The 17,554-nt window shown below is 61.3% G+C and carries 17 protein-coding genes; 9 read left to right on the forward strand and 8 right to left on the reverse strand.

What is annotated here, in order from left to right; genetic code table 11:
* The first annotated feature begins 49 nt into the window (after positions 1–49).
* Complete coding sequence (locus C1J04_RS13115) at positions 50–1,945, forward strand: propionyl-CoA synthetase (RefSeq protein WP_009825170.1); 1,896 nt, start codon at positions 50–52, stop codon at positions 1,943–1,945.
* A 71-nt stretch (positions 1,946–2,016) separates the two neighbouring features.
* Here the strand turns inward: C1J04_RS13115 and C1J04_RS13120 are convergent, their stop codons facing one another.
* On the reverse strand, positions 2,017–2,214 hold the full coding sequence (locus tag C1J04_RS13120; protein WP_005849485.1) for a CsbD family protein: 198 nt from the start codon (positions 2,212–2,214) through the stop codon (positions 2,017–2,019).
* Positions 2,215–2,325: 111 nt separating this feature from the next.
* Complete coding sequence (locus C1J04_RS13125) at positions 2,326–3,081, reverse strand: NAD kinase (RefSeq protein ID WP_005849487.1); 756 nt, start codon at positions 3,079–3,081, stop codon at positions 2,326–2,328.
* 171 nt (positions 3,082–3,252) lie between these two features.
* On the opposite strand from C1J04_RS13125, the gene glyA reads away from it, so the two are divergent.
* Complete coding sequence (gene glyA / locus C1J04_RS13130) at positions 3,253–4,530, forward strand: serine hydroxymethyltransferase (protein WP_005849489.1); 1,278 nt, start codon at positions 3,253–3,255, stop codon at positions 4,528–4,530.
* 178 nt (positions 4,531–4,708) lie between these two features.
* Here glyA and C1J04_RS13135 read toward each other — a convergent pair whose 3' ends face one another.
* The gene (locus tag C1J04_RS13135) at positions 4,709–5,083 is read right to left on the reverse strand and encodes a hypothetical protein (protein ID WP_009825171.1); all 375 of its coding nucleotides are present in this window, start codon (positions 5,081–5,083) and stop codon (positions 4,709–4,711) included.
* 54 nt (positions 5,084–5,137) lie between these two features.
* On the opposite strand from C1J04_RS13135, the gene C1J04_RS13140 reads away from it, so the two are divergent.
* The 4 genes from C1J04_RS13140 (at position 5,138) to C1J04_RS13155 (ending at position 11,399) form a co-directional block, all read left to right on the forward strand.
* A complete protein-coding gene (locus C1J04_RS13140) occupies positions 5,138–5,902 on the forward strand; it encodes an alpha/beta fold hydrolase (RefSeq protein ID WP_037953864.1) in 765 nt (254 codons plus the stop codon).
* A gap of 148 nt (positions 5,903–6,050) precedes the next feature.
* The gene (carB, locus tag C1J04_RS13145) at positions 6,051–9,410 is read left to right on the forward strand and encodes a carbamoyl-phosphate synthase large subunit (protein WP_009825173.1); all 3,360 of its coding nucleotides are present in this window, start codon (positions 6,051–6,053) and stop codon (positions 9,408–9,410) included.
* Between the two features lie 165 nt (positions 9,411–9,575).
* Positions 9,576–10,700 (forward strand): beta-ketoacyl-ACP synthase III, encoded by a 1,125-nt coding sequence (locus C1J04_RS13150; protein WP_009825174.1) that lies wholly within the window; start codon positions 9,576–9,578, stop codon positions 10,698–10,700.
* A gap of 120 nt (positions 10,701–10,820) precedes the next feature.
* Positions 10,821–11,399: a thymidine kinase gene (locus C1J04_RS13155; protein WP_005849498.1), complete on the forward strand. Its 579-nt coding sequence runs from the start codon at positions 10,821–10,823 to the stop codon at positions 11,397–11,399.
* Here C1J04_RS13155 and C1J04_RS13160 read toward each other — a convergent pair.
* From C1J04_RS13160 to C1J04_RS13180, 5 genes are all read right to left on the reverse strand, one after another.
* Positions 11,396–12,346 (reverse strand): 2-hydroxyacid dehydrogenase, encoded by a 951-nt coding sequence (locus C1J04_RS13160; RefSeq protein WP_009825175.1) that lies wholly within the window; start codon positions 12,344–12,346, stop codon positions 11,396–11,398. The two genes, C1J04_RS13155 and C1J04_RS13160, sit on opposite strands and share 4 nt — an antisense overlap.
* A complete protein-coding gene (locus C1J04_RS13165; RefSeq protein ID WP_005849502.1) occupies positions 12,343–12,681 on the reverse strand; it encodes a tRNA-binding protein in 339 nt (112 codons plus the stop codon). The genes C1J04_RS13160 and C1J04_RS13165 overlap by 4 nt, the downstream gene beginning before the upstream one ends.
* Entirely contained in the window at positions 12,674–13,489 is an 816-nt protein-coding gene (gene proC / locus C1J04_RS13170) for a pyrroline-5-carboxylate reductase (protein WP_114865381.1), read from the reverse strand. The genes C1J04_RS13165 and proC overlap by 8 nt, the downstream gene beginning before the upstream one ends.
* A gap of 34 nt (positions 13,490–13,523) precedes the next feature.
* The gene (locus C1J04_RS13175; protein WP_005849506.1) at positions 13,524–14,024 is read right to left on the reverse strand and encodes a YbjN domain-containing protein; all 501 of its coding nucleotides are present in this window, start codon (positions 14,022–14,024) and stop codon (positions 13,524–13,526) included.
* 331 nt (positions 14,025–14,355) lie between these two features.
* Positions 14,356–14,598, reverse strand: coding sequence for an accessory factor UbiK family protein (locus tag C1J04_RS13180; protein WP_005849508.1), 243 nt, complete (start codon positions 14,596–14,598; stop codon positions 14,356–14,358).
* Between the two features lie 96 nt (positions 14,599–14,694).
* On the opposite strand from C1J04_RS13180, the gene lgt reads away from it, so the two are divergent.
* Genes lgt through pgeF form a run of 3 tightly spaced genes read left to right on the forward strand, consistent with a single transcriptional unit; the run spans position 14,695 to position 17,392 of the window.
* On the forward strand, positions 14,695–15,579 hold the full coding sequence (gene lgt / locus C1J04_RS13185) for a prolipoprotein diacylglyceryl transferase (protein WP_009825179.1): 885 nt from the start codon (positions 14,695–14,697) through the stop codon (positions 15,577–15,579).
* Positions 15,576–16,640, forward strand: a complete 1,065-nt coding sequence (locus C1J04_RS13190; RefSeq protein ID WP_009825180.1) for a class I SAM-dependent methyltransferase — start codon at positions 15,576–15,578, stop codon at positions 16,638–16,640. Before lgt ends, C1J04_RS13190 begins: the two co-directional genes overlap by 4 nt.
* Entirely contained in the window at positions 16,637–17,392 is a 756-nt protein-coding gene (gene pgeF, locus C1J04_RS13195; RefSeq protein ID WP_009825181.1) for a peptidoglycan editing factor PgeF, read from the forward strand. Before C1J04_RS13190 ends, pgeF begins: the two co-directional genes overlap by 4 nt.
* The last annotated feature ends 162 nt before the right edge of the window (positions 17,393–17,554 follow it).

Genomic DNA, 17,554 nt, shown 5'->3' on the forward strand with positions numbered 1-17,554 from the left:
CAGCCGTGGCCTACCAAATGGTATTCGCGTTCACGGGAGGGAGCCGCATATGGGATATCACGACATTTACAAAAGCTGTCAGGACAACCCTGAAGCCTACTGGCTAGAGCAGTCCAAAGCCATCGATTGGGAGGAAGAGCCCCGTCAGGCGTTGTTCGACAAGGGCAATGATCTGTACGAATGGTTCGCCGGCGCCAAAGTAAATGCGTGCTATAATGCCGTTGACCGCCATGTGGAAAACGGCCGTGCCGATCAGGTGGCGATCATCCATGACAGCCCGATCACCGGCACCCAGACCAAGATCACCTTTGCCGAGCTGCAAACCCGCGTCGCCGCTGTCGCCGGTGCGCTACAGGCCAATGGCGTGGGCAAAGGCGACCGCGTGATCATCTATATGCCGATGGTCCCCGAAGCGCTTGAGGCGATGCTCGCCTGCGCACGGATCGGGGCGGTACATTCGGTCGTGTTCGGCGGCTTTGCCTCGAACGAGCTGGCCGTGCGGATCAACGACTGCACCCCCAAAGCGATCATCGCCGCATCCTGCGGGTTGGAACCGGCACGCGTCGTGGCCTATAAGCCGCTGCTTGACGGGGCCATTGAACAGGCCGACCACAAACCCGATTTCTGCCTGATCCTGCAACGCGAACAGGCCCCCTGCGATCTGACACCGGGGCGCGATCTGGATTGGCACGCGGCGCAAAAAGGCACCACCCCCGCGCCCTGCGTCGCGGTGGAGGGAAACCACCCCGCCTATATTCTTTACACCTCGGGCACGACCGGCGCGCCCAAGGGCGTGGTGCGCCAAACCGCGGGGCATTTGGTGGCGCTGAACTGGACGATGAAGAACATCTACAACGTCGATCCGGGCGATGTCTTCTGGGCCGCCTCCGATGTGGGCTGGGTCGTGGGCCACAGCTATATCTGCTATGGCCCGCTGGTGCATGGCAACACCACCGTCGTGTTCGAAGGCAAGCCCGTGGGCACACCCGATGCGGGCACCTTCTGGCGCGTCATTTCCGAACACAATGTCCGCAGTTTCTTTACCGCCCCCACCGCGATCCGCGCCGTCAAACGCGAAGATCACAAGGGCGAGGAGATTGGCAAATACGATATTTCCTGCCTGCGCGCGCTGTATCTCGCGGGCGAGCGCGCCGACCCAGACACCGTGATCTGGGCGCAGGAAAAGCTGGGCATACCCGTCTATGACCATTGGTGGCAGACCGAAACCGGCTATACCATCGTCGGCAACCCCGCCGGACTAGAGGCGCTGCCGGTCAAGGTCGGCTCCCCCACGGTGCCGATGCCGGGCTATGACGTGCAAATCCTGAACGAGGCGGGCGAGCCGCAACCCGCTGGTACTTTGGGGTCTATCGCGATCAAACTGCCCCTGCCTCCCGGCACGCTGCCCACCCTGTGGAATGCCGAAGATCGCTTCCGCAAAAGTTACCTCACGACCTATCCCGGATACTACGAAACGGGGGATGCGGGCAGGATCGACGAGGATGGATATCTTTATATCATGGCGCGCACCGATGACGTGATCAACGTCGCCGGTCACCGCTTGTCCACCGGCGCGATGGAGGAGGTTCTGGCCGGCCACCCCGATGTGGCTGAATGTGCCGTGATCGGCGTCAACGATCCGCTGAAGGGCCAAGCCCCGATGGGGTTTGTGTGCCTGTCCAAAGGGGTCGACCGCCCCCATGCCGAGATTGCAGCCGAATGTCAGCAACGGGTGCGTGACCAGATCGGGCCAGTGGCAGCCTATAAGATGACGCTGGTGGTGGATCGCTTGCCCAAGACGCGTTCAGGCAAGATCCTGCGGGCGACGATGGTCAAACTGGCCGATGCAGAGCCGTTCAAACTGCCCGCCACGATCGACGATCCGGCCATTCTGGACGAGATAAAGTCGGCGCTGCAAACCATCGGCTACGCCAAGGACAGCTGATAGATCCGGTACCCCAGAATGCGAAAAAGGCGGCTGTAACAGCCGCCTTTTCTATTCAATATCTAGGCCAGTTAGTGTTTGGCCACGAAGCTGTCTACCTGACGCTCCGCCTCGTCTTTGGCAACGCCGTAGCGCGCCTGAATCTTGCCGACCAGCTGGTCGCGTTCGCCGGCGGCTTCTGTCAGGTCATCGTCGGTCAGATCACCCCATTCTTCTTTGACCTTACCGGTCATCTGGCTCCAGTTACCTTTGATTGTATCCCAATTCATGTCAGGTCTCCTTTTGCTATAATTCCAAACGATGAAAGCACCTGAATGGCCTCTCATGCGTCTCGGAATATCAACGCGCCAAAGGCACCGCGGTTCCGTCTGAAACGCGGATTAGTTGAACTGCTCGCTGATCAGCCGTTCTTCCAGACCGTGGCCCGGATCGAACAGGATACGGTGCTTGATCAACGGGTCCGAGGTGATCTCGACCGCGACGACATCGCGGTAGGAATTCCCGTCGGCGTCGGCCATCACAGGGCGTTTGGCGGGCTCTAACACATCAAAGCGCACGGTCACCGTTTTCGGCAGCAAGGCCCCGCGCCAGCGCCGTGGCCGAAACGCCGCCATCGCCGTCAGGGCCAGCACATCCGCGCCAATCGGCAGGATCGGACCGTGCGCGGAGTAATTATAGGCGGTGGACCCGGCAGGCGTCGCCACCAGTGCGCCATCGCAGACCAGCTCCTCCATCCGCACGCGCCCGTCGACGCTGATCCGCAGCTTGGCGGCTTGCGGCCCTTCGCGCAGCAAGGCGACCTCGTTCAAGGCCAGCGCCTTGGAGGTCTCGCCATTCGCGTGGGTGGCGACCATCACCAGCGGGTTGATCACCGCCTCTTCTGCTGCGCGCAGACGATCCACCAGATCCTCTTCGGCATAGGCGTTCATCAAGAACCCGATGGTGCCGCGGTTCATGCCATAGACCGGCGTCGACAGCTCTTGCGAGTCGTGCAGCGCCTGCAGCATGAACCCGTCCCCCCCGAGGGCGACGATAACCTCTGCCTCCTCGCGCGTGACATTGCCGTATCGTGCGCTCAGCGCCGTCAACGCATCCTGTGCAACATCAGAGCGGCTGGCGATAAAAGCGATCTTCATGGGTGGATGTTTCCAATGAGGGATATTCACAGTCAAAAGAACCACATATCGCGCCGACCTACCAGCTTTGCCGCATATGACGGTGCGACCGGCGCATTACGACCTTCACCCCCGTGCCGGATTAAGCTAGATAGCCCGCAACCCGCACACGTAGTCAAAGGAACCACGCCCATGTCCGGTTTTTTCACCACCCCCCTGTCCGAAGCCGATCCCGAAATCTTCGGGTCCATTACAGACGAGCTGGGTCGCCAGCGTAACGAGATCGAACTGATCGCCTCCGAAAACATCGTGTCTGCGGCTGTCATGGCGGCGCAGGGGTCGGTGATGACCAACAAATACGCCGAAGGCTACCCGGGCCGCCGCTATTATGGCGGGTGTGATTTTGTCGATGTGGCGGAAAACCTGGCGATTGAACGCGCGTGCAAATTGTTCAATTGCGACTTCGCCAACGTGCAGCCGAATTCGGGCAGCCAAGCCAACCAGGGCGTGTTCACCGCGCTGCTGCAACCCGGTGACACCATTCTGGGCATGAGCCTCGACGCGGGCGGCCACCTGACCCACGGGGCCAAGCCGAACCAATCCGGAAAATGGTTCAACGCCATCCAGTACGGCGTGCGCAAACAAGACAACCAGCTTGACTATGACCAGGTCGAAGCGCTCGCGAAAGAGCACCAGCCCAAGCTGATCATCGCCGGTGGTTCCGCCATTCCGCGCCAGATCGACTTCAAGCGGATGCGCGAGATTGCCGATATGGTCGGTGCCTACCTGCAGGTGGACATGGCCCATTTTGCCGGTCTGGTCGCTGCGGGCGAACACCCCTCCCCCTTCCCCCATGCGCATGTGGCGACAACCACCACACATAAAACCCTGCGCGGTCCGCGCGGCGGCATGATCCTGACCAACGACGAAGCGCTGGCGAAAAAGTTCAACTCGGCCATATTCCCCGGTATTCAGGGTGGCCCGCTGATGCATGTGATCGCGGCCAAGGCCGTGGCCTTTGGTGAAGCGCTCAAGCCCGAGTTCAAGACCTACATCCAACAGGTCATCAAGAACGCCCAAGCACTCAGCGACCAGCTGATCAAAGGCGGGCTCGACACGATCACCCATGGCACCGACACCCACCTGCTGCTGGTCGACCTGCGCCCCAAAGGCGTCAAAGGGAACGACACGGAAAAAGCGCTCGGCCGCGCCCACATCACCTGCAACAAGAACGGTGTGCCGTTTGACCCTGAAAAGCCCATGGTCACCTCCGGCATCCGTTTGGGCTCGCCGGCGGCAACAACACGCGGGTTTGGTGAGGATGAATTCCGTCAGATCGCCGACTGGATCATCGAGGTTGTCGACGGGCTGGCCGCCAATGGGGCCGATGGCAACGCCGAGGTCGAAGCCAAGGTCAAAGCCGAAGTCGAAGCGCTCTGCGCCCGCTTCCCGATCTATCCCAACCTCTGAAGCCCCAACCTCTAAAGCCCCAACCTCTAAAGCAATGTGCCCCGGGCCCTTCCAAATGGATTAAATCCCGGGGGGCCCGCAAGGGCGGGGCAGCGCCCCAAACCACGCCTCGAAACAAAGCCCCGCTTGCAGGTCCGCAGCGGGGCTTTTGCGTCTTCAATGGTAACAGCTTCGCCCGTCAGACGTAGCCGCGCCACCACAGAAATGTGATGAACGCCACCGCAACACAAATCAGGTTGAACGCCACACTGGCCGCAAGACCAAGCCAGCGGTCCTTGCGCCGTTCGGACACGTCGATCCCGGCAAGATGCTCCATCACGCGGTCATAGGCGGTCTGCACCGTCGCGCCCTCGAGCCTGCGTGCCATCTTGGGGTTGCGCGCCATAAACGCCGCCTGTGCAAAGACCCTGCCCTCACGCCGCACCCGCGCGGGCAGACGTCGCCCTGCGCGCGCCAGCGCATGAGAGACATCGCGCCCCTGCACACCCAGCTTTGCCTGCAAGCCGCGCTGCATTTCACGTGCCTTGGTCTCTAGGTCTTTTTGATCCAGCATGTTTCAACCCTAAACGGTCTGGCACATCGGCTGCAATGGCCCTACATCTTGCGCATGTTGAATTACACTGAATATGGCACCACAGGCGACGCCCCTGCCCTGCTGATCGTGCATGGTCTCTTCGGGTCAGGCCGCAATTGGGGCGTGATCGCCAAACGGATGTCCGACCAGCGCCGCGTGGTGACCGTCGACATGCGCAACCACGGGGACAGCCCGCGCGCGCAGACGCAAAGCTACCCCGAGATGGCCGCCGATCTGGCAGAGGTCATCACCCATCTTGGCGCGCCAATGGACGTCTGCGGGCACTCGATGGGCGGTAAGGCGGCCATGATGCTGGCGCTGAATCATCCCGAACTCGTGAACCGTCTGGTGGTCGCCGATATCGCTCCTGTCGCTTATGGTCACAGCCAGCAAGAATTTATCGATGCGATGCGCACGGTTGATCTGGGCACGCTCACCCGCCGCTCCGACGCCTCTGACCAATTGGCGGCTGCGGGGGTCGAGCCCGCATTGCAAAGCTTTTTCACCCAGTCGCTGGATGTGCCCAACAAGACGTGGAAGCTGAACCTTGATGTGCTTGAGGCAGAGATGTCCAAGATCGTCGGCTGGCCCGATGGGGTCGATGGACAATACGAGGGGGAGGTGCTGTTCCTGTCCGGCGGCAACTCCACCTATGTCAAACCCGAAGACCGCCCCGTGATCAAGGCGCTGTTCCCGCAAGCGCGCTTTGCCAAGCTGCCGGGCACGGGCCATTGGCTGCACGCCGAAAAGCCGCGCGACTTCGAGGCGTCTTTGAGGGCCTTCCTGACGCTGGGGTGAGGCAAAGGGGCACCGCATCTGGCGGTGCTGCGCCCCTGCCACATGGGTGTTGCCTGAAAACACGCCCCATATCCCGACATGCCCCCTTGCACCTCTCCCCCCAAAGCCTATAACGCGGAGAATTTGCAAACATCCGGGGGCCTGAGCCATGCCAAAAAGAACCGATATCCAGTCGATCATGATCATTGGAGCGGGGCCCATTGTCATCGGTCAGGCGTGCGAGTTCGACTACTCCGGCGCGCAGGCCTGTAAGGCCCTGAAAGAGGAAGGCTACCGCGTCATCCTCGTGAACTCCAACCCTGCGACGATCATGACCGATCCGGGGCTGGCGGATGCCACCTACATCGAACCCATCACCCCTGAAATCGTCGCTAAGATCATCGAGAAAGAACGCCCCGACGCGCTGCTGCCAACGATGGGCGGTCAGACCGGGCTGAACACCTCGCTCGCGCTCGAAGAGATGGGCGTGCTCGAGAAATTCAACGTCGAGATGATCGGCGCGAAACGCGAAGCCATTGAAATGGCAGAGGATCGCAAGCTCTTCCGCGAGGCGATGGACCGTTTGGGCATCGAAAACCCCAAGGCGACCATCGTCACCGCGCCCGTTGCCGCCAGCGGTAAGAAAGACCTTGCGGCAGGTGTGCAGCTTGCGCTCGACGCGCTGGAATATGTCGGCCTGCCGGCGATCATCCGCCCTGCCTTCACCATGGGCGGCACCGGCGGCGGCGTGGCCTATAACCGCGACGATTACGAATTCTACTGCCGCTCGGGAATGGACGCGTCGCCGATGGGGCAGATCCTGATTGATGAGAGCCTGCTTGGCTGGAAAGAATACGAGATGGAAGTGGTGCGCGACACCGCTGACAACGCGATCATCGTCTGCTCGATCGAGAACGTCGACCCGATGGGCGTGCACACAGGCGATTCGATCACCGTGGCCCCTGCCCTGACGCTGACCGACAAAGAATACCAGATCATGCGTAACCACTCGATCGCCGTGCTGCGCGAAATCGGCGTGGAAACAGGCGGATCGAACGTGCAGTGGGCCGTGAACCCCGAAGATGGCCGCATGGTCGTGATCGAGATGAACCCGCGTGTATCGCGCTCCTCTGCGCTGGCGTCCAAGGCGACGGGTTTCCCCATCGCCAAGATCGCGGCCAAGCTGGCGGTGGGCTTTACCCTAGACGAGCTGGACAACGACATCACCGGCGTGACCCCTGCGTCCTTCGAGCCGACAATCGATTATGTCGTCACCAAGATCCCGAAATTCGCGTTCGAGAAATTTCCCGGCTCCGAACCCTATCTGACGACCGCGATGAAGTCTGTCGGCGAAGCGATGGCGATTGGCCGCACGATCCACGAGTCGCTGCAAAAAGCGCTGGCGTCGATGGAATCCGGGCTGACCGGCTTTGACGAAATCGACATCCCCGGTCTGGACAGTGACCTGACCGCCGACGCACCACAGAACGAAGCCGCGCTGATTGCCGCGATCAGCAAGCAGACCCCCGACCGGATGCGCACCATTGCTCAGGCGATGCGTCACGGTATGTCCGACGTGGATATCCACGGTGTGACCATGTTCGACCCGTGGTTCCTTGCCCGCATCCGCGAGATCGTCGACGCCGAGGCGCAAGTCCGCAAAGACGGGCTGCCGCTGACCGAAGACGGGATGCGCAAGCTCAAGATGATGGGCTTTACCGACGCGCGCCTTGGCACGCTGACCGGTCGCGACGAAGACAACGTGCGCCGCGCGCGTCTGAACCTTGGCGTCAAGGCCGTGTTCAAACGGATCGACACCTGCGCCGCCGAATTCGAAGCGCAAACGCCCTACATGTATTCTACCTACGAGGCCCCCGCCTTTGACGAGGTTGAATGCGAAGCCCGCCCCAGCGACCGTCAGAAAGTCGTCATTCTGGGCGGCGGCCCGAACCGGATCGGCCAAGGGATCGAGTTCGACTATTGCTGCTGTCACGCCTGCTATGCGCTGACCGACGCGGGCTACGAGACGATCATGGTCAACTGTAACCCCGAAACCGTCTCGACCGACTATGACACCTCGGACCGGCTGTATTTCGAACCCGTCACCTTTGAACACGTGATGGAAATCCTGCGGGTCGAACAGGAAAACGGCACGCTGCACGGCGTCATCGTGCAGTTCGGCGGCCAGACACCGCTGAAGATCGCGCAGGCGCTGCAAGAGGCGGGCATCCCGATCCTTGGCACCACGCCCGACATGATCGACCTTGCCGAAGACCGCGAACGGTTCCAGCAGCTTGTGCAATCGCTGGGCCTGAAGCAGCCACATAACGGTATCGCCCACTCCGACGCCGAAGCGCTTGAGATCGCAGCAGACATCGGCTTTCCGCTGGTGATCCGCCCGTCTTACGTTCTGGGCGGCCGCGCGATGGAGATCGTGCGCGATCAGGCCAGCCTTGAACGCTATATCCGCGACGCGGTGGTTGTATCGGGCAAAAGCCCCGTGCTGCTGGATCACTACCTCTCGGGCGCGGTAGAGCTGGACGTAGACGCGCTGTCAGACGGCACGGATGTCCACGTTGCGGGTATCATGCAGCACATCGAAGAGGCCGGCGTTCATTCGGGCGACAGCGCCTGTTCGTTGCCCCCCTATTCGCTGAGCCGCGAGATCATTGCCGAGGTCGAAAAACAGACCAAGGCGCTGGCGCTGGCGTTGAACGTTGTGGGCCTGATGAACATCCAGTTCGCGGTCAAGGACGGCGAGATCTACCTGATCGAAGTCAACCCCCGCGCCTCGCGCACCGTGCCCTTTGTCGCCAAAGCGACGGACAGCGCGATTGCGTCAATCGCTGCGCGGATCATGGCGGGCGAAAAGCTGTCGGCCTTCCCGCAGCGCGCACCCTACCGTGACGATGCCGCCTATGACGACGTGCTGCCTTTGGGTGATCCAATGACACTGGCGGACCCGAACATGCCTTGGTTCTCGGTCAAGGAAGCCGTGCTGCCCTTCGCCCGCTTCCCCGGCGTCGACACGCTGCTTGGGCCGGAAATGCGGTCAACGGGCGAGGTTATGGGCTGGGACCGCGATTTCCCCCGTGCCTTCCTCAAGGCGCAGATGGGCGCGGGCAACCCGCTGCCGCGCAACGGCTGTGTATTCTTCTCGATCAAGGATATGGACAAGTCGGATGACATGCTGACCGCCGCGCGTATCCTGCTTGAGCAAGGGTTCACCCTGCGCGCCACCCGTGGCACCGCCGCCTGGCTGACAGAGCATGACATCGCCTGCGAGATCGTGAACAAGGTCTACGAGGGTCGCCCGAACATCACCGACATGATGAAGGACGAAGCGATCCAACTGGTGATGAACACCACCGAAGGCGCGCAGGCGGTCGAGGACAGCAAATCCATCCGCTCTATCGCGCTGTATGACAAGATCCCGTATTTCACCACGGCCGCCGGTGCCTATGCCGCAGCGCTGGCCATCAAGGCACAAGCCGAAGACGAGATCGGCGTTAAATCGCTTCAGGGCTAACCTGCCCTTTCTGACCTGCGCCGCGTCTTTGATGCGTGGCGCAGGTCTTTCCCCTTTCCTCCCCCCCCCTCTCATTGTCCGTCGCCCTTGCATGCCAGCCCCCGCTGGACTTGACCCCGCAGCCGTTTCTTGGCCTACTCGGACAACGCTGAAAAAGGTTTACCCATGTACACACCCGCCATTACTGGTAGCGGCATCTTTACGCCGGAACAGGTCATCACCAACGCCGAGCTGGTCAAGGCGTTCAACGCCTATGCCGATCTGTACAATGCCGAACACGCCGCCGAGATCGACGCCGGGGAATTGCCCGCCAAGGAACACTCCTCGGAAGAATTCATCGTCAAGGCGTCGGGGATCGAACAGCGCTATGTCATGGATAAGACGGGTATTCTGGACCCCAAGGTGATGCACCCCCTGCTGCGCCAACGGTCCGACGACGAACCCGGCCTGATGGCCGAGATGGCGCTGGAAGCGGCGCAAAAGGCGTTGCAGGCGGCGGGGAAAACCGCGGCTGATGTTGATGCCGTCATCTGCGCGGCGTCGAACCTTGAACGCGCCTATCCGGCGGTGGCGATCGAAATCCAGCAGTTGCTGGATATCAACGGCTTTGCCTTCGATATGAACGTCGCCTGTTCGTCCGCGACCTTCGGCATCCAAGCGGCGGCGGATATGATCCGCTCCGGCTCGATCCGCTCGGCGCTGGTGGTCTGCCCCGAGATATGCTCGGCCCATCTGGAGTGGCGCGACCGTGACTGCCACTTTATCTTCGGGGACGTGGCCACCGCCGTGCTGATCGAACGCGCCGAAGACGCAGCCGGTGCCTATTTCGAGATCAAATCGACCCGTTGCGCGACCGAGTTCTCGAACAACATCCGCAACAACAATGGCTTTTTGCGCCGGTCCCGCCCCGATGGCGTCGCGGACCGCCGCGACATGCAGTTCATGCAGAACGGGCGCAAGGTGTTCAAGGAAGTGCTGCCGATGGTTGCCGAACACATCGCGGGCCACATGGCTGACGAAGGCGTTGAGGCCACTGATCTAAAGCGTCTGTGGCTGCATCAGGCGAATAAATCGATGAATGACTTCATCGGTCGCAAAGTGCTGGGTCGCGCGCCCGAAGCGGGCGAGCAGCCCAACATCCTGCAAGACTACGCCAACACCTCCTCTGCCGGGTCGATCATCGCGTTTTCGAAATACTCCGACGATCTGACCGATGGGGACACCGGGCTGATCTGTTCTTTCGGGGCCGGATATTCCGTGGGGTCTGTGCTGGTGCAGCGCCACGGCTAAGCCCGGCGGCACAGAGCCACCTCAACACCTGTGACATGTGGGGCGCGGTCTGCGACAGACGCGCCCCCGCTGCCCTCCCCCCACCTTGAACGCCAAGGTCGCCTGACGCTAAAGAGGGCCATGGCAAAGCTTTACTTTCATTATTCGACCATGAACGCGGGCAAATCGACCGTGCTTCTGCAGGCGGCTCATAACTATGTCGAACGCGGCATGGTCCCCTATCTGATGACCGCGAAATTCGACCACCGCGCCGGACACGGGCGGATCGCATCGCGTATCGGGATCGGGCACGAGGCCGACACTTTCGAGACGGACGAAGACCTTTTGGCGAAGATCGAAAAGCGTTTGGCTGAAGGCCCTTGCGCCTGCATCTTCATCGACGAGGCGCAGTTTCTCAGCCCTGATCAGGTCTGGCAATTGGCCCGTGCGGTGGATGACCTGCGGGTGCCCATCATGTGCTATGGTCTGCGCGTGGACTTCCGTGGTCTGCTCTTCCCCGGGTCTGCAACGCTGCTCGCCCTTGCCGATGAAATGCGCGAGGTTCGAACTATCTGCCACTGCGGCAAGAAAGCGACGATGGTGGTGCGGCAGGATGCCGAAGGCAAAGCGATCCGCGAAGGGGCGCAGGTGCAGATCGGCGGCAACGAGACCTATATCTCATTATGCCGCCGACATTGGCGCGAGGCCGTGGGTCGTTAAACGAGGTTCGGGGGCGTTTCGCCCGCGACGCCCGCTTTCAAATTCTCAACCGCCATCATCCACATATCCACACGCACCTCTCGGGACGACGTGCCTAGATGCGGTAACAGCACCACGTTATCCAGATCCCGCAGGGCTTGCGGCACCTCTGGCTCGAACTCATACACATCCAGCCCTGCGCCGCCGATGGTGCCCGTTTGCAGGGCCTCGATCAAAGCGGCTTCCTCGACGATATTGCCGCGCGCGATGTTGATCAGGAAGGCATGGGGCTGCATCGCCGCCAGCACATCCGCGTTGATCAGATGCTGCGTGTCGTCCCCGCCCGGCACGGCGATAACAACCACATCAACAGCGGCAACCAACTGTTTGAGATCACTGATATGTTCCGCCGGATAGGCGACGCTTTTCGCGCTGCGGCTAAAGTATTTCACATCCATCGAAAAGCCGTAGTGACAGCGCCGCGCGACGGCTTGGCCGATCCGACCCATCCCGACGATCCCGACAGTCTTGCCCGTCAGATGCATGCCCAAAAGCTGCGAAGGCTCCCATCCGGACCATTGACCTGACCGCACCAGCCGTTCGCCTTCTCCCGCACGCCGTGCGGCCATCAGCATCAGCGTAATGGCGATATCGGCGGTGGCATCGGTCACGGCGCCGGGCGTGTTAGAGACCTGAAGCCCCGCCGCCTTTGCCGCGTCGACATCGATGTGGTTATAGCCCACCCCGAAATTGGCGAGCATCTTGCACCGTGGCATGCCGACCTTGCCGAAGACATCCGCGGTAAAGCGGTCGCCCAAGGTGGCCAGCACCCCGTCATAGTCGCGCAGGGCCGCCTGCATCTCGTCCTCGGACAAGGGCGCGCTGTCCTCGCGATAGGTCACGTCAAAGCCTTCCAAGGCCTCGTGCACTTCGGGGGGCGCAGGGCGGGCGATCAGTAGTTTCGTCAATGCAGACGTCCTCCGTTCGGGGTGGGTTGCGTGGGGCGCATCAGCACGATCGCCCCGTCCTCGTCCGGTACCCCAAGCACCAGAACTTCGGACATGAACGGCCCGATCTGACGCGGCGGGAAGTTGACCACCCCCATCACCTGCGTGCCGATCAGCGTCTCGGGCGTGTAATGCACCGTCACCTGAGCCGAGGTTTTACGCTCACCGATATCGGGACCAAAGTCGATCCACATCTTGATCGCGGGCTTGCGCGCCTCGGGGAAGGGTTCGGCACGGGTGACCGTCCCGACCCTGATGTCGACTTTCATGAAGTCGTCAAAGCTGATCTCAGCCATTCGAAAGCTCGCGCGAACGATCGGCGGCCGCCGCCACAGCGCGTTTGAGCAGGACCGGAAAGCCGTCTTGCTCGTTCATCAGCACGTCCAGCGCGGCCTGTGTGGTGCCGTTGGGGCTGGTCACGTTGACGCGCAGCTGGTCCGGGCCTTCGTCGGCGGATTTCGCCAGCGCCCCGGCCCCTGCCACCGTCGCCGTGGCGAGCTTTAGCGCGAGCTCGGGGCTGAGCCCTTGCGCGATCCCGCCCGCGGCCATGGTTTCGATCATGTGGAAAACATACGCCGGACCCGAGCCGCTGACCCCTGTGACCGCGTCGATCTGGGATTCTTCCTCCAACCGGACAACGTCGCCCACGGCCGACAGCAGCTCTTCGGCTTCATCCATACCCTTGGCGTCGACGTGGGCGTTGCCGACGATGGCGGTGATACCTTGGCTGATGGCGGCGGGTGTGTTGGGCATGGCGCGCACGATCGGCGTCTGTGCCCCCAGCGTTTTCTCAAACGTCGCGATGGTGGTACCGGCGGCGACGCTGACAAACACCGTCTTGCCGTTGCCCATTGCCTGCAACGTGGGCAGCGCGTCACCCATCATCTGCGGCTTCACCGCCACAAGAACCACAGCGGGCTCCTTGGGCAGATCGACGTTCAACTGCACGCCCTGCTCTTTCAACCAATCAGAGGGTTTCGGATCGATGACATATACCGAAGATGTCGGAAGCCCGCGTGCCAGCCAGCCCGCCAGCATCGCGGATCCCATCTTGCCACAGCCCAGTAGAACCAAACCGTCTTTGGCGATGCGCGTATCTTTCATATCTGTACCCCTAAATTAACATCCGGGGATACACCTATGCGTGGCCGTACGCCTCTGCAATGGCAACCTGAAGGGCTTGTCGGGGCGTCTGGTCGCCCCAAACCGCCAGTTGCACCGCGGGATAATACCGCTCTGCGTTGCTCACAGCGGCGTTGATCATGGTATCGATCTGCTGCGCAGAGGCATCCTGCCCCCCAGCAAGAACCAGCCCATAGCGATAAACCATCAGCTTTTGTTCCGGCCAATAGGTGAAGGCACCGGTCCAGCATTGATCGTTCACATCGTTGAGCAAGTGATAGAGCACCGGCAGTTTTTCCGCGGGCGGATCCATCTCGAAGGTGCAGACAAGGCGCAGGGTTTCGTCAAAGGGCGACCACGCGAGGGTGATGGAATAGGTCCGCCACTGCCCTTCGACGGCCATCGCGATTTGTTCGTCCGAGATACGGTCGAAGTCCCAGTCGTGATACGCCGCAAGATTTTCTACGATGTCGATGGGGTGAATGTCTTCTTCAAGATACTGCTCTGTCAGGGCCATGTGGTCACCTCTTTGGATCCGGGTATTCATATGCGCAGGCACATCAATACATGGGTGCATCTACCATAAATCGCCGAAGCTCTTAGCGACCTACACCAAATATGGTGCGCGCAACGCGGCCCTGAGGCAAGTCTTTTTCTGGGGGTAACCACGAAAGATAGGGGATAACCTCAGTATCTTGTGGATAAAAGCAGCATAACCCCCAATCTATAGAGCACTGACCCCGAAAGACAGCGTTCGAAGCGAAGGTGCCACCCCAAAAACGAACACACCCGCCAAAAGGCGGGTGCGGATCACATCGTTCAACGTAGGTCGCGGATGTGCGCGGCGATCAGCCCTTGCTGTCCATCGCATCAAGCCGCGCCTTCAGCGCTTCATTCTCTTCGCGGGCTTTTTGCGCCATGGCGCGCACCGCGTCGAATTCTTCGCGTGTCACAAAATCACGGTCTGCCAGCCAACGGTCCAGCATTCCCTTCATCGCGGTCTCTGCTTCGGTCTTGGCCCCTTGGGCCACGCCCATGGCATTGGTCATCATCTGCGAGATGTCGTCGAAAATCTTGTTGCGCGTTTGCATGGTCATTCTCTCCTGATCGGCTGTTGCTCACTATATGGTGTGCAAAGCGGGTTCTCGCAAGGTTGACTTCCGTTTACGGTCAGGCTCAATCAGCGCATGAATGCAATGCTCCCCTTCCCCGACCTATCGCCCGAGATTTTCTCGTTCACGTTATTTGGCATGACCGTCGCCCTGCGCTGGTATGCGCTGGCCTATATCGTCGGCATCCTCGTTGGCTGGCGCATCGTTGTGCGCGCGGTTGAGCGGCCCCGGCTTTGGGCGGGCAATACCCCCGTCATGACCAAACAGCAGGTCGAGGATCTGCTTTTCTGGGTCATTCTCGGCGTCATTCTGGGCGGGCGTCTGGGATATGTACTGTTCTATCAACCGGGCTATTACCTCAGCAATCCCGCGCAGATCCTGCGGATCTGGGAGGGGGGCATGTCGTTCCACGGCGGCGCGCTTGGGGTGATCTTTGCGGGCATCGCCTATACCAAACGTCACGGCATCAGCACGATCTCTACCGGCGATGTCGTCTGTCTGGGGCTGGCACCCGGCCTGTTTCTGGGGCGTCTGGCGAATTTCATCAATGCAGAGCTTTGGGGCCGCCCCACCGATCTGCCCTGGGGCGTGGCCTTTCCAACGGTGGCCGCACAGGACTGCCCGGACATTGCGACGATCTGTGCACGGCATCCCTCGCAGCTATACGAGGCGCTGCTTGAAGGGCTGATCCTTGGGGCACTGCTGATCTATCTGGCATGGCGGCGCGACGGGCTGAAATCGGAGGGGCTGATCGGCGGCGTCTTTCTGGCCGGCTACGGGGCCGCGCGTTTCATCGTCGAATTCGTACGCCAACCTGATGCGCAATTTGTCAGCGCCAACAACCCGCTGGGGCTGGCGTGGCATGTAAACGGCTGGGGGCTGACCATGGGCCAACTGCTGAGCCTGCCGATGATTGCCATCGGGGTGTTCCTGATCTTGCGGGCGACGCGCAAGGCATGACCACACTACGCGACATTCTACACAGCCGCATTGCGTCCAACGGGCCGATGCGGATCGATGAATATATGGCCACCTGCCTGCTGCACCCGACGCAGGGCTATTATACCACGCGTGACCCCTTTGGCACCCAAGGCGATTTCACCACTGCCCCCGAGATCAGCCAGATGTTCGGAGAGCTGTTGGGCCTGTGTCTCGCGCAAAGCTGGATCGCCCAAGACGCACCTTCGGCCTTCACCTTGGCCGAGCTTGGCCCCGGCCGCGGCACCCTGATGGCCGATATCCTGCGCGCGACCCGCAACGTGCCCGGCTTTATCGAGGCGGCGCAAATTACCCTGGTAGAGGCGTCCCCGACGCTGCGCGATGTGCAGGCCAAGACGCTTGCGGAGCATCAGGTGATCTGGGCCGACGGGACCGACGCGCTGCCCGACCAGCCGCTTTTTCTGGTGGCGAATGAATTTTTCGACGCGCTGCCGATCCGCCAGTTCGTCCGTGGCGAAACATCGTGGCGCGAACGGCAGGTTGGGCTGGCCGACGGCGCGTTGAGCTTTGGGCTGGGGCCCGAACTGCCGCAACCCGCGCTGGCCGACCGGCTGGCCGATACCACGCCCGGCGATCTGGTCGAGGATTGCACCCAGCTTGCGCCGATCCTCCACCCTGTGTCGGAACGGATCGCGACCCACGGCGGTGCCGCGCTGATCGTGGATTATGGCGACTGGCACAGTCTGGGCGATACCCTGCAGGCGCTGCAGGGGCATGAAAAAGCCGATCCGCTGGTCGCCCCCGGCCAAGCAGATTTGACAGCACACGTCGATTTTGAAAAGCTTGCCCTCGCAGCCGCACCGGCCAGCTACACTCGCATCACCCCGCAGGGCGTCTTTCTTGAACGCCTCGGGATCACTCAACGCGCACAGACCCTTGCCAAGGGCATGACCGAGGACGCGCTGAACGCCCATGTCGCCGCACATAGACGCTTGACGCATCCGTCAGAAATGGGAAATTTATTTAAGGTGATGGGGATTTATCCTCCGCACCATAGCCCGCCCCCAGGATTGGAACCATGACGCTGGAAATACTCACCTCCGATAGTCTTGGCGACGTGCGCCACGGGTTCTTTACGCGCCGCGGCGGTGCTTCCTCTGGCGTGTTTGCTGGGCTGAATTGCGGGGTTGGCAGCTCGGACCAGCGCGAGGTCGTAGAGATCAATCGTGCCCGTGTCGCCGATGCAATGGACGTGGCACCGGACCATCTGGTTGGCGTGCACCAAATCCATTCCGCCACCGTCATTAGCGTCGATGCCCCCCTGAACGAGAAGCCCCGCGCCGATGCGCTGGTCACCGCGACACCGGGGCTCGCCTTGTCGATCCTGACCGCCGATTGCCAGCCTGTGCTGTTCCACGACGCCGAGGTCGGCGTGATCGGGGCGGCGCATGCCGGTTGGCGCGGCGCGCTTGACGGGGTGCTGACCGCCACGGTCGAGGCGATGGAAGACCTTGGGGCCACACGCGACAATATCACAGCGGTGATCGGCCCCTGCATCAGCCAGCGCGCCTATGAGGTCGGGCCAGAGTTCATCGATGCCTTTCTGGCAGAGGACCCGACATTCGCCCGCTATTTCGCAAATGGCACCGATGACCGGATGCAGTTCGACCTTGCGGGCTTTGGCCTGAACCGCCTGCGCGCGGCAGGTGTGGGCCATGCAGAATGGACGCGCCACTGCACCTATAGCGATGCGGATCGTTTCTATAGCTACCGTCGCAGCACCCACGCGAAAGAGGCTGACTATGGCCGGCTGATCGCTGCGATTGTGCTGTAGCAGCGTGAATTTAGGCAGCAATGCGACAGGCACCTGCCCAGATTTCGCCCCATAGCTGGCCAGCAGGCTGTTTGAATGGCGGCGCATTTTCTACCACAGGTCATAAATTCAAGGGTGTTCCGCGCTTTTGAGCGCGTGCCACAAACCGCGCCGAGGTCTGCT

The sequence above is a fragment of the Sulfitobacter sp. SK025 genome, assembly GCF_003352105.1.
GTDB lineage: Bacteria > Pseudomonadota > Alphaproteobacteria > Rhodobacterales > Rhodobacteraceae > Sulfitobacter > Sulfitobacter pontiacus.